Source organism: Kitasatospora sp. NPDC098663, from assembly GCF_044760075.1.
GTDB lineage: Bacteria > Actinomycetota > Actinomycetes > Streptomycetales > Streptomycetaceae > Kitasatospora.
Window position 1 is genome coordinate 23,755 of sequence record NZ_JBIWAP010000060.1, and the last position, 14,281, is coordinate 38,035.

Here is a 14,281-nt window from a genome sequence, read left to right on the forward strand (position 1 = left end):
ACTCAGCCCTCGTCGCCCTCCAGGTCCCCCTCGGTCTCCAGGAACGCGGCCTGCAACTGCGCGATCAGCTCCGGGTCGGGCTGCTCCCACAGCCCGCGGCTGGCCGCCTCCAGCAGCCGCTCGCTGATCCCGTGCAGCGCCCACGGGTTGGCGCCGGTCAGGAACTCCCGGTTGACCGGGTCGAGCACGTACTCCTGGGTGAGCTTCTCGTACATCCAGTCCGCCACCACGCCGGTCGTGGCGTCGTAGCCGAACAGGTAGTCCACCGTCGCGGCCATCTCGAACGCGCCCTTGTACCCGTGCCGGCGCATCGCCTCGATCCAGCGCGGGTTGACCACCCGGGCGCGGAAGACGCGGGCGGCCTCCTCGGTCAGCGTCCGGGTGCGGACCGTCTCCGGGCGGGTCGAGTCGCCGATGTAGGCGGTCGGCGCCTTGCCGGTGAGCGCCCGGACGGTGGCCACCATGCCGCCGTGGTACTGGAAGTAGTCGTCCGAGTCGGCGATGTCGTGCTCGCGGGTGTCGGTGTTCTTCGCGGCGACGGTGATCCGCTTGTACGCGGTCTCCATCTCCTCGCGGGCCGGCCGCCCGTCCAGCCCGCGGCCGTAGGCGTAGCCGCCCCAGACCGTGTACACCTCGGCCAGGTCGGCGTCGGTGCGCCAGTCCCGGCTGTCGATCAGCTGGAGCAGGCCCGCGCCGTAGGTGCCAGGGCGGGAGCCGAAGACGCGGACGGTGGCCTTGCGCTCGTCGCCGTGCACCGCGAGGTCGGCCTGGACGTGGGCGCGCACGAAGTTCTGCTCCGCGGGCTCCTCCTGGGCGGCGGCCAGACGCACCGCGTCGTCCAGCAGGGCGACCACGTGCGGGAAGGCGTCGCGGAAGAAGCCGGAGATGCGCAGCGTCACGTCGATGCGCGGGCGGCCCAGCTCGGCGAGGGTGATCGGCTCCAGGCCGGTGACCCGGCGCGAGGCGTCGTCCCAGACCGGGCGGACGCCGAGCAGGGCGAAGGCCTCGGCGATGTCGTCACCGGCGGTGCGCATCGCGCTGGTGCCCCACAGCGACAGCCCGACCGAGGGCGGGTAGGCGCCGTCGTTGTCGGCGGTGTACCGCTCGACCAGCGAGGTGGCGAGCGCCTGGCCGGTCTCCCAGGCGAGCTTGCTCGGGACGGCCTTCGGGTCGACGGAGTAGAAGTTGCGGCCGGTCGGCAGCACGTTGACCAGGCCGCGCAGCGGCGAGCCGGACGGCCCGGCCGGGACGAAGCCGCCGCGCAGCGCGTGCAGCACGGCGTCCAGCTCGTCGGTGGTGGCGGCCAGTCGCGGTACCACCTGGGTGGCGGCGAAGGTCAGCACCTCGTGGACGGCCTCCGGCAGCCCGGCGGCGACCTTCTCCACCGCCTCGACCGCCCAGTCCTGCGCCTCCATGGCCTCGACCAGGGCGCGGGCCTGGGCCTCGGCGGCGTCGGTGGCCCCGAGGGTGAGCGCGGCCTCGTCCAGCCCGAGCGCCTCGCGCAGGCCCGGCAGCGCGCTGACGCCGCCCCAGATCTGGCGGGCGCGCAGGATGGCGAGCACGATGTTGACCCGGTCGGTGCCGGCCGGCGCCTGGCCGAGGACGTGCAGGCCGTCGCGGATCTGGGCGTCCTTGATCTCGCACAGCCAGCCGTCGACGTGCAGCAGGAAGTCGTCGAAGCCGTCGTCCTCGGGGCGCTCGTCCAGGCCGAGGTCGTGGTCCAGCTTGGCGGCCTGGATGAGGGTCCAGATCTGCGCGCGGATCGCGGGCAGCTTGGCCGGGTCCATCGCGGCGATGTTGGAGTGCTCGTCCAGCAGCTGCTCCAGGCGGGCGATGTCGCCGTAGGAGTCGGCGCGGGCCATCGGCGGGACGAGGTGGTCGACCAGGGTGGCGTGGGCGCGGCGCTTGGCCTGGGTCCCCTCGCCCGGGTCGTTGACGAGGAACGGGTAGATCAGCGGCAGATCGCCCAGGACGGCGTCCGGGCCGCACTCGGCGGACAGCGCGGCGGTCTTGCCGGGCAGCCACTCCAGGTTGCCGTGCTTGCCGAGGTGGATGACGGCGTGCGCGCCGAAGCCGCCGTCGGCCTGCGCGGCCTCGATCCAGCGGTAGGCGGCCAGGTAGTGGTGGCTCGGCGGCAGGTCGGGGTCGTGGTAGATGGCGACGGGGTTCTCGCCGAAGCCGCGCGGCGGCTGGATCAGGACGAGCAGGTTCCCGGAGCGGATCGCGGCCAGCACGATGTCGCCGTCCGGGTTCTGCGAGCGGTCGACGTAGAGCTCGCCGGGGGCCGGGCCCCAGTGCTCCTCGACCTGCTCGCGCAGCGCCTGGGGGAGCGTGGCGTACCAGCGGCGGTAGTCGGCGGCGGGGATGCGCACCGGGTTGCGGGCCAGCTGGTCCTCGGTGAGCCAGTCCTGGTCGTAGCCGCCGGCCGCGATCAGGGCGTGGATCAGGGCGTCGCCCTCGTGGGAGGCGTCGAGCGAGGAGTCCTGGGGCGCATCGGAGGAGCCGCCGTTCGTGCCGTCCAGCCCGGGCAGGTCCGAACCCAGGTCCATGCCCTCCGCGCGCAGCCGGTTCAGCAGGCGGATCGCGCTGGCCGGGGTGTCCAGGCCGACGGCGTTGCCGACCCGGGCGTGCTTGGTCGGGTAGGCGGACAGCACGAGCGCGAGGCGGCGCTCGGCGGCCGGGATGTGTCGCAGCCGGGCGTGCTTGACGGCGGTGCCGGCCACCCGGGCGGCGCGCTCCGGGTCGGCGGCGTAGACGGTGAGGCCGTCCTCGTCCAGCTCCTTGAAGGAGAACGGGACGCTGATCAGCCGGCCGTCGAACTCCGGCACCGCGATCTGGGTGGCGGTGTCCAGCGGGGACAGGCCGTCGTCGCTGGCCTCCCACTGGGCGCGCGACCAGGTGAGGCAGAGCGCCTGGAGGATCGGCCGGTCCAGGGCGGCGAGCGCGCCCGCGTCCCAGGCCTCCTCGTCGCCGCCGGCCTGCGCGTCGGCCGGGCGGGTGCCGCCGGCGGCGAGCACGGTGGTGACGAGCGCGTCGGCCTCGCCGAGCGCGGCCAGCAGTTCGGGCTCGGCGCCGCGCAGGGAGGCGCAGTAGTAGGCCCTGGCCTGCGCGCCCTGGTCCTCGATCGCCTGGCAGAGCGTCTCGACGAAGGCGGTGTTGCCGCTCATGTGGTGGGCGCGGTAGTAGAGCACCGCGACCGTCGGGCCGTCCTGCGTGCGGGCTTCGCGCTCCAGCGGCCCCCAGGCCGGGGCGGAGGCGGGCGGGGCGAAGCCGTGGCCGGTCAGCAGCACGGTGTCGGAGAGGAAGGCGGCCAGCTCGGCGAGGTTGGCGGCGCCGCCGTGCGCGAGGTAGGCGTGCGCCTCGGCGGCGATGCCGGCCGGGACGGTGGACAGCTCCATCAGCTGGGCGTCGGGGGCCTGTTCACCGGTCAGCACGATCACCGGGCGGGGGCCGGCCAGCAGCGCGTCCAGGCCCTCCTGCCAGGCGCGGCGACCGCCGAGCAGGCGCACCACGACGAGGTCGGTGCCCTCCAGCAGTGCGGGCAGGTCCTCGGGGGTGAGCCGGGCCGGGTTGCCGAGCCGGTAGCGGACCGGGCCCTCGGCGGCGCGGGCACTGAGCAGGTCGGTGTCGGACGTCGACAGCAGCAGGATCATGCGAAGGCCCTCCCGGCCTCGGAGCCGCCCTGAGCCGAAGGGCGCGCCGGCGTGGAAAGTGACGAGTGACGAGCGACGGACGAAAGCGCGCGGCACGCGACCGGCGAAGGAGTGCGGCGGCGTGTGGCCGGCGAAGGCGAACGACGGCGTGTGGCCGGCGACCGAAGGAGCGCCGAGGCGTCGGCGAAACGCCCGCAGTCGGGCGGGCGTGAGGCGCCCGGGGACCCGGGCACGGGCATGCGGCAGCGCATTGCTCTTCGAGCCTTCCTCGGGGTCCGCGCCCCGGGCCGGTGGAGGACGGCAGGAGTTCCTGGCTCCCGCGGCCGTCCGGTCTCCCGGTGAACCGCGGTCACAGTGGCGGGACCGCACCGGGCTTGCACCGGTTTCCTCCCCTGCGCCGTCGCTGGCGTGCGGACGGTCCGCGGGGACCGTCCGCCAGCATCGTACGGGGTGCGGCTGACCTGGGGGAGGGCGATCCCGGGGAGGCCGCCCGGAGCGCCCGGGGTGTGAGGCGACGGACAAAGGCAACCGATCGGATCATCTGTATGCTCGCGCCCATGCCACCGACACCCGACGCCACCGCGCCGGGCGCCGCGGTGCCCGACCGGGGGCGCGCGGACGCCTGCCCAGGGGCCCTTCGTCTACACCCGGCCGACGACGGCGCCCTGGCCCGGGTCCGCCTGCCCGGCGGTCTGCTGACGGCGCGTCAGGCGCTGGCGCTGGCCGACGCCGCCGAGGCGCTCGGCGACGGCGAACTGGAGACCACCTCCCGCGGCAACGTCCAACTCCGCGGCCTGGCTTCGCACTGCGGGGCCGAACTCGCCGAACGGCTGCGCGCCGTCGGCCTGCTGCCCTCGGACACGCACGAACGGGTCCGCAACATCGTGGCCTCCCCGCTCGCCGGGCTCGACGGACACGGTTTCGCCGACGTGCAGGCCTGGGTGCGGGAACTGGACGCGCGGCTGTGCGCGAGCGACTGGGCGGCCGGGCTCTCCGGCAAGTTCCTGTTCGCGCTGGACGACGGGCGGGGCGACGTCGCCGCGTTCGACGCCGATGTGACATTGATCGCAGGCCCGGACGGGTCGGCGCTGCTGCGCCTGGGACGGGCCGCCCACGGGCGTCCGGTGCCGGCGGGGCAGGAGGTGACGGCCGTGCTCGACGCGGCTCGGGCCTTCCTGCACGCGCTGCGGGAAAGCGGGCGCAAGGCCTGGCACCTGCGCGAGGTCCCCGAGCTGCTGCCGGCCGGGCCCGTGTCGGTGCCCGCCTTCGCCGGGGCCGCGCCCGCGGTCGGCGTGGTCCGCACGGTCGGCCCGTTCCCCACGGTCGGCCGGCTGGCCACGCCGGCGGGCGGGGCCGTGGCGGGCGGGCTGTCGGTGGGCATGCGCTTCGGCCGGGCCGGTGCCGCGCAGTGGCGGGAACTCGCGGGCGCCTGTGCCGGGGAGATCCGGCTGACGCCCTGGCGCGGCGCGGTGCTGCCGGGGGCGCCGGCCGACCGGCTGCCCGCGCTGGCGGCGGCCGGGTTCCGGACCGCGCCCGGTTCGCCCTGGGAGCGGGCCACCGCCTGCACCGGGCTGCCGGGGTGCGCCAAGTCGCGGACCGACGTCCGGGCCGATGCGGCGCGGGCGCTCGACGCGGCGCGGGCGCTCGATGCGGCCGTCGCCGGGAGCCTGCCGGTGGTGGGCCTTCCGACCGCCGGTCTCCCGGTGCACTGGTCGGGGTGTGAACGACGCTGCGGTCATCCGGCCGGGCGGTGGGTGGACGTGCTCGCCACCGGGCAGGGCTACCGGGTGACGGTGAACGGTCCGGCGGCCGCCGGGGCGGCCGTGGACGTGACGAACGAGGAGATGGCCGAGGCGGTCGCCGAGGCCAGGAGGACCACGAAGTGATCGAGTACGAGAAGGACGGCGCGTCCATCTACCGCCAGTCCTTTGCCACCATCCGTGCGGAGGCCGACCTGGCCGCCCTCCCGGCGGACGTCTCCCAGGTCGCGGTGCGGATGATCCACGCCTGCGGGATGGTCGACCTGGTCGAGGACCTGGTGTACTCGCCGGGCGTGGTCGCCTCCGCGCGCGCGGCGCTGCGGGCCGGGGCGCCGATCCTGTGCGACGTGAACATGGTGGCGAGCGGCGTCACCCGCAAGCGGCTGCCCGCCGACAACGAGGTCGTGTGCACCCTCACCGACCCGTCCGTGCCGGAGCTCGCCCGGAAGATGGGCAACACCCGCAGCGCCGCCGCCATGGAACTGTGGCTGCCCCGGCTGGAAGGCGCGGTGGTGGCCGTCGGCAACGCGCCGACCTCGCTGTTCCGGCTGCTGGAGATGATCGAGGCCGGCGCGCCGCGCCCGGCCGCGGTGATCGGCGTCCCGGTCGGCTTCATCGGCGCCGCCGAGTCCAAGCAGGCTCTGGCCGCGCACCCGTCCGGCCTGGAGCACCTGGTGGTGCGCGGCCGGCGCGGTGGCAGTGCGATCGCCGCCGCCGCCGTCAACGCGATTGCGAGCGAAGAAGAGTGACGGATCGTCAGATCACTGGTACTGGCCGACTCTACGGGGTCGGGCTCGGCCCCGGCGACCCGTCGCTGGTGACCGTCCGGGCGGCCGAACTCATCGGCAAGGCCGACGTGGTGGCCTACCACAGCGCCCGGCACGGCCGGTCCATCGCGCGCTCGATCGCCGAGCGCTATCTGACGGGTGGTCAGATCGAGGAGAAGCTGGTCTACCCGATCACGGTCGAGACCACCGACCACCCGGGCGGCTACCGGGGCGCGCTGGACGACTTCTACGAGGAGGCCGCCGCCCGGCTGGCCGCCCACCTGGACGCCGGCCGCGACGTCGTGGTCCTCGCCGAGGGCGACCCGCTGTTCTACGGCTCGTACCAGCACATGCACAAGCGGCTCGCGCACCGCTACCCGACCGAGGTGGTGCCGGGCGTGACCTCCGTCAGCGCCGCGGCCGCCCGGCTGGGCCAGCCGCTGACCGAGGCCGAGGAGACGCTCACCGTCATCCCGGGCACGCTGCCCGAGGAGGAGCTGACGGCGCGGATCGCCGCCGCCGACTCCGCCGTGATCATGAAGCTGGGGCGCACCTTCCCGGCCGTCCGGCGGGCGCTGGAGCGGGCCGGCCGGCTCGACGACGCGCAGTACGTCGAGCGCGCGTTCATGGACGGGGAGCGCATCCTGCCGCTCGCGGAGGTCGAGGGCGAGACCGTCCCGTACTTCTCGGTGGCGGTGCTGCCGAGCAAGGTCGCGCCGCTGGAGCCGGTGGAGCGGCGGACGGACGGCGCGGGCGCGGTGGCCGTCATCGGCACCGGACCGGCCGGGCCGCTCTGGCTCACCCCCGAGGCGCGCGGCGTCCTGGCCGAGGCGACCGACCTGGTCGGCTACACCACCTACCTGGACCGGGTGCCCGAGCGGCCGGGGCAGCGGCGGCACGCTTCGGACAACAAGGTGGAGTCCGAGCGTGCCGAGTACGCCCTCGAACTGGCCCGACGCGGGCACAAAGTCGCGGTGGTGTCCTCGGGCGACCCGGGCGTCTTCGCGATGGCCACCGCCGTCCTGGAAGTCGCCTGCGAGGAGGCCTACCGGGACGTTCCGGTGCGGATCGTCCCGGGGATGACCGCGGCGCACGCGGCCGCCTCCCGGGCCGGTGCCCCGCTCGGGCACGACTACGCGGTGGTGTCGCTGTCGGACCGGCTCAAGCCCTGGGACGTGGTCGCCCGCAGGCTGCGCGCGGCGGCCGAGGCGGACCTGGTGCTCGCGCTCTACAACCCGGGATCGAAGTCGCGCACCACACAGGTCGCCCTCGCCCGGGACCTGCTGCTGGAGTACCGCGCGCCCGAGACGCCGGTGGTGATGGCGCGCGACGTCGGCGGGCCGACCGAGCGCGTGCGGATCGTCCGGTTGGGCGAGCTGGATCCGGCGCTGGTCGACATGCGGACGATCCTGCTGATCGGCTCCTCGCAGACCCAGGCGGTCGAGCGGGGCGGTGGCGTGGAGGTCGTCTGGACGCCGCGGCGGTACCCGGAGTCGTGACGGGCGACAACTGACGACTGACAGATGACAGCTAACAGATTTCATCATCTGTTAGCTGTCATCTGTTTTCTGTTACCGGGTCGGCTTGGTGATCACCAGCTCCGTGTTGTGGTCCTCGCCCGCGCCCAGCAGTGCCGCCGGCCGGCCGTTCGGGTCGTTGTACGACAGCTCGCGGTACAGCGCGGCGAGGTTGGCGTCCGAGGTGCTGCCGAAGTCCGTGCCGTACGGAGCGGAGGACTCGATCAGCGTCGTGAACAGGGAGAGCGTGCCGTCCCCGTTGTCCGCGATCTCGATGATGCGCCCGTGCTGCGGGTAGTCGATGTGCGAGGCGGTGTTGATCTCCCAGAACGCCCGCTCCGGCACCGCGTGGCCGTGCGCCGTGACCTTGTTCATGTGGGTGTGCCCGTTCACCCACGCGATCACGTTCGGGTAGCGCTGGAGCAGCGCCACCAGCTCGTTGCCGTCGTGCCGCTTCTCGAAGATGTTGCGCGGGTCGGGCAGCAGGTTGCCCATGGTGGTGCTCGTGTGGTGGCTGAACAGGAGGATCACCTCGTCCGTGCTGCCGCCCGTCACCTTGCGCCCGTCGGTGTCGTACCAGTGCCCGCTGTGCGCCTTCAACTGCTGTTCCAGCCAGCGCAGTTGCGCGGTGCCCAGGGAGCCGTCCGCAAATCCGGCCTGGTTGGTGGTGTCCAGGCTGATGCCGACCACCTTCTCCGAGACGCGGAAGGTGTAGTAGAGCTTGCCGCTGCTCACCATGTCCGAGGTGAAACCGTGTCCGTACGGGCCCGCGCCGGTGTGTGCCGGGTTCAGGTGGGCCTTGGCGAACTCCTTGAGCGTGAAAGGCCGTCGGCGCTCGTCCGGGGTGATCCGGCGCACCGCGTCGCCGCTCGCGAGCAGCTTCGCGAGCAGGAGCGCGGCGCCGGCCGGGTCGCGGCGCAGCGAGTCCATCAGCTGGGCCGCGTCCGCGTCGTCGCAGCCCTCCAGCTTGTGCTGGCCGGTGTAGAGGTCGTTCAGCAGCCCGAGGTCCGGCAGCGAGCCCTCAAGGCTGTCGTCGTGGTTGCCGACCGTCGTGTACCAGGGCGTACGCAGGCCGGGGGCGTCGAACGGCCGGCCGGCGGCGTCGAGGAAGCCCGGTATCCGCGGGAAGCCCTTCGCCTTGTAGCCGTCGTTGTAGGCGAGTTCGGGGTTCCAGTAGGCGGCGTTGCCCGAGTTCTGCACGCCTTCGTAGCGGTTCGGGTCACCGGTGTTCTGGGCGAGCCGGCCGCCGCCCATGACGGTGAGGTACCAGTCGAGTTCGGCCTGCTCGTGGTTGTCGGTGTTGTCGCCGGTGGCCATCACCATGCTGAACGGCATCCCGGTGTAGGGGCCGCCGTCGAGCGCGTTGACCCGCTCGACGAGGGCCGAGACGCCGCGGGCGTTCAGGGCCTCCTGCGGCCGGTACGCACTGCCGTTGAACCGGGCCAGGTACTCGAAGCGCACCGGGGACTCGGTGTCCACCAGGTGCAGGTCGCTGAACTGGACGAAGCTGGCCAGCCCGGTCCGCCGGTCGTCCCGCCCGGTGCCCGGCGCCGCCAGGTCGCCGCGCACCACCAGGGGCCAGCCCGGCCCGGCCGTCAGTCGCTTGTACCCGCCGGTGCCGACGGGCGTGGCGACCTGGTCGAGCGTGGTGCCCGTCGTCCTGACCGCCCGCGCGGCGGTGGCCGCCAGTGCGCGCTCGCGCTCCGCCGCCGAGGCGAACTGCCCGCCGCCCAGCGACAAGGCCGACCAGGCGGCGGCCACCGACGTACCGGTGAGGAACGTACGCCGACTCATCCCTGCCACAAAAACCCCCACATGCTGATGGCCCGGCCGGACAACCCGGACACCGGACCCCGTGTCATGAACCCGCCTCTGGCGGACCGCCAGATTACTCACTGGTAGGGGTGGGGTGCGAGGCTCGTGCGGAGAACTCTTCGGGAACGCGGGGCAGCGGCCGCTCCCCGACTCGGACACCGGGCCGCGGGGCCCTGCTCCACCGCCCCCGGTCGGGGCGCGGCCGGGCGAATGGGGGAAAATCGGTACCGACGGCCGGTGCGGCCGCACCTCAACGGAGCCGGAAGCGAGACGCAGGTGGCCAAAGCGGGAGCCGAAGCGGGAGCCGAGGCGGGGGGCCGGGCCGGCCAGCTGAAGAGCAGCGGCCTGCGGCACGGCTGGACCACGGGCGCCTGCGCCACCGCCGCCACCAAGGCCGCGTACACCGCGCTGCTGACCGGTGAGTTCCCGGACCCGGTGACCATCACCCTCCCCAAGGGCCAGCAGCCGGCCTTCGCCCTCGCCGCCGATGAACTGACCGCCGGGGGCGGGGTCCTCGCCGTCAGGGCTCTCGCCTTCGGGGGCCGGGCCGCCGTCCCGCCCGGGCCGGCGAGCGCGATGGCCGCCGTGGTCAAGGACGCCGGCGACGATCCCGACGTCACCCACGGCGCGCTGATCCGCTCGACGGTGCGGGCCGGCGAGCCCGGCGCCGGAGTGGTGTTCCGGGCCGGCCCCGGGGTGGGGACGGTCACCAAGGCGGGCCTGCCGCTGCCCGTCGGCGAGCCCGCGATCAACCCGGTGCCCCGGCAGATGATCCGCGACGCCGTGGCGGAGGTGGCCGCCGCGCACGGCGGCAGCGGGGACGTGGTGGTCGAGATCTCCGTGGACCGCGGCGAGGAGATCGCCCGTTCCACCTGGAATCCACGGCTGGGCATCCTCGGAGGCCTGTCCATCCTCGGCACCACCGGCATCGTCGTCCCCTACTCCTGCTCCGCCTGGATCGACTCCATCCGCCGCGGCGTGGACGTGGCCCGGGCGGCGGGCCGCACCCACGTGGCCGGCTGCACCGGCTCGACCTCCGAGAAGGTCGCCGTCGCCGTGCACGGACTGCCCGAGGACGCGCTGCTCGACATGGGCGACTTCGCGGGCGCCGTCCTCAAGTACCTCAAGCGCCACCCGGTGCCCCGGCTGACGATCGCGGGTGGCTTCGCCAAGCTGTCCAAGCTCGCGGCCGGTCACCTCGACCTGCATTCGGCGCGCTCCCAGGTGGACAAGGGGTACCTGGCCGAACTGGCGCGGCGCGGCGGGGCCGGCCCGGTGTTGGCCGAGGCGGTGGCCGCCGCCAACACCGGGTTGGAGGCGGTGCAGTTGTGCCGGGCGGTCGGGGTGCCGCTGGGCGATCTGGTCGCCGAGGCGGCGCGGGCGACGGCGCTCGGGGTGCTGCTCGGCTCGCCGGTGGCGGTGGACGTCATCTGCATCGACCGCGCGGGCACCGTCGTCGGCCGGGCGGAGCCGCTCGGGCCGTGACGCTCTCACAGAATCGCGGCAATACCGCCTGGTGATGTGAAGATCTGACGTTCATACGGGACGAGAAACGGACAAAAGGAGTGTCACGCCCACCCCCGGCTCTGTCGTCATCTCAACCATGAGATATGGTCTGGCGAGTGACAGGCGACTACCTCACCCGTATCGGCACCCTCATCCGTACCGCCCGCCAGCACCGCGGCTGGTCCCAGGCGCAGCTCGGCGAGGCCCTCGGCACCAGCCAGAGCGCGGTCAACCGCATCGAGCAGGGCAAGCAGAACGTCAGCCTTGAGATGATCGCGCGCATCGGCGAAGCCCTCGACAGCGAGATCGTCTCCCTCGGCTACTCCGGCCCGATGCACCTGCGGGTCGCCGGCGGCACCCGGCTCTCCGGCGCCATCGACGTCCGCAGCAGCAAGAACGCCTGCGTCGCGATCCTCTGCGCCTCACTGCTGACCACCGGACGCACCACGCTGCGCAGCGTCGCCCGGATCGAAGAGGTCTACCGCATCCTCGAGGTGCTCACCAGCATCGGCGTCAAGAGCCGCTGGACCAACGACGGCCGCGACCTCGAACTCACCCCGCCCGCCGAGCTCGACCTCGCGGCGATGGACGTCGAGGCGGCCCGCCGCACCCGCAGCGTGCTGATGTTCCTCGGCCCGCTGATGCACCGCGCCAGCCGCTTCGCCATCCCGTACGCGGGCGGCTGCGACCTCGGCACCCGCACCGTCGAGCCGCACCTGACCGCGCTGCGCCGCTTCGGGCTGGAGGTCGCCACCACCGGCGGCGCCTACCACGCCTCGGTCGAGCCGGGCACCCCGCTGGACCGTCCGATCGTGCTGACCGAGCGCGGGGACACCGTCACCGAGAACGCCCTGCTGGCCGCCGCCCGGCACGACGGCGTCAGCGTCATCCGCAACGCCTCGCCCAACTACATGGTCCAGGACCTGTGCTTCTTCCTGGAGAAGCTGGGCGTGCGGATCGAGGGCGTCGGCACCACCACCCTCACCGTCCACGGCGTCCCGGAGATCACCTGCGACGTCGACTACACCCCGGCCGAGGACCCGGTGGAGGCGATGAGCCTGCTCGCCGCCGCCGTCGTCACCTCCTCCGAGCTGACGATCCGCCGGGTGCCGATCGAGTTCCTGGAGATCGAACTCGCGGTGCTGGAGGGGATGGGCCTCGACTACGACCGGACCCCCGAGTACCGGGCCCACAACGGCCACACCCGCCTGGTCGACCTCACCGTGCGCCCGTCCAAGCTGACCGCGCCGATCGACACCATCCACCCGATGCCGTTCCCCGGCATCAACATCGACAACGTGCCGTTCTTCGCGGCCATCGCCGCGGCCGCCCACGGCACCACGATGATCCACGACTGGGTCTACGACAACCGTGCGATCTACCTCACCGAGCTGACCCGCCTCGGCGCCGACGTCAAGCTCCTCGACCCGCACCGCGTCCTGGTCCAGGGCCCCACCCGCTGGCGCGCCGCCGAGATGATGTGCCCGCCGGCGCTCCGCCCCGCGGTCGTCATCCTCCTTGCGATGCTCGCCGCCCAGGGCACCTCCGTCCTGCGCAACGTCTACGTCATCAACCGCGGCTACGAGGACCTCGCCGAGCGCCTCAACTCCATCGGCGCGCAGATCGAGACCTTCCGCGACATCTGATTCGATCCGGACCTGAACGGCGGTCAGATGGCCGACCGGCCCCATGCGTTGGGCCCGGTCGGCCCGGTTGGTTCGATCGGCCGGACAGGGCCTAGCGGCAATGCTGGTGACTTAAGTTCTGTCTCGCTGGGTGATCGTGACGGTGGCGGGAGCGGGTGGTGGCCAGTTGTGGTGTTGGGCGCGTTTGAGGGGCCAGTTGGACATTTTGCGTTTGATGACGCGTGGGCAGGATCGCTGACGCCGTGGTGGCAGGAGGCGTTCGGTGATCTCAGCCAGGGTGCGGGTCAGTGCGCGGGCGAGTGTGCCGGGGGGAAAGCGCCGCCTGGGCGGGGACCTGGCGGCGAACCACCCGCAGGCTGCGGGTGAAGGACAGGCGGTCGGGGTCCAGGCCCTCGCTGAGGGCGGCCTGGTGCATCAGCCGCCGGATGGCGTGGTGGACCAGGAGGAACCCGTAGATCTCCTGTTCCACGCCCCAGGGGTACTTCGATCGCAGGACGAGCTTGGGGCCGCGCTGGTGGGTCTTGATCTCGTCCAGCGTGGTCTCGATCTCCCAGCGCTGGGCGTAGAGCGCGGCCAGCTCGCGGGCCGGCGCCTGTGCGGGGTCGAGGAGGGTGGTGACCAGCCGGTAGACGGTCGCGTCGCCGGTGCGGGCCAGGGTGTACTCGACGACCCGCACGGTCACGGGGTTGCGGCGGCTCTTGTGGTCCGGTTCGGCGTGGACGGTGCTGAGGTAGGAGCCGCAGCACGGGCAGGGCGGCGTTGGTGCGGACCCGCCACAGCAGGTCCGCGCCGCTGGCCCGGGCGGCCTGCCACAGCTCGAAGCCGTAGAAGCCGCGGTCGGCCAGCAGCAGCATGCCCTCCCGCAGGTGGGCGAACAGCCGGCGCGCGAGCGTCTGCTCGCCGGCCGACAGCGGGCCGGTCTCCGCTTCGATGACGGCGTGGGTGCCGCACTCGGCCAGTGCCACCAGTCTGGCCTGCGGGAACGCGCCGATGCCGCGTCCTGTGCCGGGGCGGCCGAAGTGCGTGTCGTTGGCCTCGGTGTCCGCCAGGTCCAGGGTGGTGCCGTCCACGGCGACCAGGTGCCAGCGCCGGTACCAGGCGCCCGCCGTCCCGGGCACGGCCAGCGGGCGGCACACCCGTGCGAACAGTATCTTCAGCGGCTCGACGCCGAGCCGTTGGCGGGCGCGGCCGATCGCGGCGGTCGTGGGCACCCGCCACGACCGCCGCCCGTCTCCGAGCCCCTCGCCCAGCAGCCGGGCGACCTCCTCGTAGCCCTGCCCGAAGAACAGGCACATCGCTAGGACGAAGTACACGACCACCCGCGCCGGCAGCAGACGGCTGCGTTTCTCACCCCGTCCGGTCTCGGCGATCACCTCATCGACCAGACCCGGCGGAAACGCCTGGGTCAGCACCCCGATCGCGATCCGGTCCGACAACCGCTCACTCGCAGGCGACTTGACCTGCCCCACTCTCGCCACACCACACCCAACGAGACAGGCACCCCAAAGTCACCAGCATTGCGCCTAGGGCGCGTATTCGGTCGTGATCAATCTGCGCGATTTACCTTCGCAGCGGGTCCAGTTCCGGTAAACCGTGGTGCGTGACGCGAGCGCAACT

General features: G+C 73.2%; 7 protein-coding genes, 1 pseudogene and 1 riboswitch. Of the genes and pseudogenes, 5 read left to right on the plus strand and 3 right to left on the minus strand.

Annotated elements, in window-relative coordinates:
* Positions 1 to 2: 2 nt before the first annotated feature.
* Positions 3 to 3,653, minus strand: a complete 3,651-nt coding sequence (gene cobN / locus ACIQVZ_RS38080; protein ID WP_402456604.1) for a cobaltochelatase subunit CobN — start codon at positions 3,651 to 3,653, stop codon at positions 3 to 5.
* A gap of 304 nt (positions 3,654 to 3,957) precedes the next feature.
* Positions 3,958 to 4,043: riboswitch (cobalamin riboswitch) on the minus strand.
* A 167-nt stretch (positions 4,044 to 4,210) separates the two neighbouring features.
* Here cobN and ACIQVZ_RS38085 point away from each other — a divergent pair.
* From ACIQVZ_RS38085 to ACIQVZ_RS38095, 3 genes are read left to right on the plus strand one after another with little or no spacing between them, the layout of a single operon-like run.
* Positions 4,211 to 5,539 (plus strand): hypothetical protein, encoded by a 1,329-nt coding sequence (locus ACIQVZ_RS38085; RefSeq protein ID WP_402456606.1) that lies wholly within the window; start codon positions 4,211 to 4,213, stop codon positions 5,537 to 5,539.
* The gene (locus ACIQVZ_RS38090) at positions 5,536 to 6,162 is read left to right on the plus strand and encodes a precorrin-8X methylmutase (RefSeq protein WP_402456608.1); all 627 of its coding nucleotides are present in this window, start codon (positions 5,536 to 5,538) and stop codon (positions 6,160 to 6,162) included. The genes ACIQVZ_RS38085 and ACIQVZ_RS38090 overlap by 4 nt, the downstream gene beginning before the upstream one ends.
* Positions 6,159 to 7,679: a precorrin-2 C(20)-methyltransferase gene (locus ACIQVZ_RS38095; protein WP_402456610.1), complete on the plus strand. Its 1,521-nt coding sequence runs from the start codon at positions 6,159 to 6,161 to the stop codon at positions 7,677 to 7,679. Before ACIQVZ_RS38090 ends, ACIQVZ_RS38095 begins: the two co-directional genes overlap by 4 nt.
* A gap of 72 nt (positions 7,680 to 7,751) precedes the next feature.
* On the opposite strand, the gene ACIQVZ_RS38100 is transcribed toward ACIQVZ_RS38095, so the two are convergent.
* Positions 7,752 to 9,491, minus strand: coding sequence for a TIGR03767 family metallophosphoesterase (locus tag ACIQVZ_RS38100; RefSeq protein ID WP_402456612.1), 1,740 nt, complete (start codon positions 9,489 to 9,491; stop codon positions 7,752 to 7,754).
* A gap of 297 nt (positions 9,492 to 9,788) precedes the next feature.
* Between ACIQVZ_RS38100 and ACIQVZ_RS38105 the strand changes: the two genes are divergently transcribed.
* The gene (locus ACIQVZ_RS38105; RefSeq protein WP_402456614.1) at positions 9,789 to 10,997 is read left to right on the plus strand and encodes a cobalt-precorrin-5B (C(1))-methyltransferase; all 1,209 of its coding nucleotides are present in this window, start codon (positions 9,789 to 9,791) and stop codon (positions 10,995 to 10,997) included.
* A 137-nt stretch (positions 10,998 to 11,134) separates the two neighbouring features.
* A complete protein-coding gene (locus ACIQVZ_RS38110; protein ID WP_350875492.1) occupies positions 11,135 to 12,664 on the plus strand; it encodes a UDP-N-acetylglucosamine 1-carboxyvinyltransferase in 1,530 nt (509 codons plus the stop codon).
* A gap of 268 nt (positions 12,665 to 12,932) precedes the next feature.
* On the opposite strand, the pseudogene ACIQVZ_RS38115 reads toward ACIQVZ_RS38110, so the two are convergent.
* Positions 12,933 to 14,076 (minus strand): annotated as a pseudogene (locus ACIQVZ_RS38115) (IS4 family transposase).
* Positions 14,077 to 14,281: the final 205 nt, after the last annotated feature.

What these genes read in the sequence shown, in the direction of transcription:
- cobN (WP_402456604.1), bottom strand. Translation starts at nt 3,653, where the DNA reads ATGATCCTGCTGCTGTCGACGTCCGACACCGACCTGCTCAGTGCCCGC.
- ACIQVZ_RS38085 (WP_402456606.1), top strand. Translation starts at nt 4,211, where the DNA reads ATGCCACCGACACCCGACGCCACCGCGCCGGGCGCCGCGGTGCCCGAC.
- ACIQVZ_RS38100 (WP_402456612.1), bottom strand. Translation starts at nt 9,491, where the DNA reads ATGAGTCGGCGTACGTTCCTCACCGGTACGTCGGTGGCCGCCGCCTGG.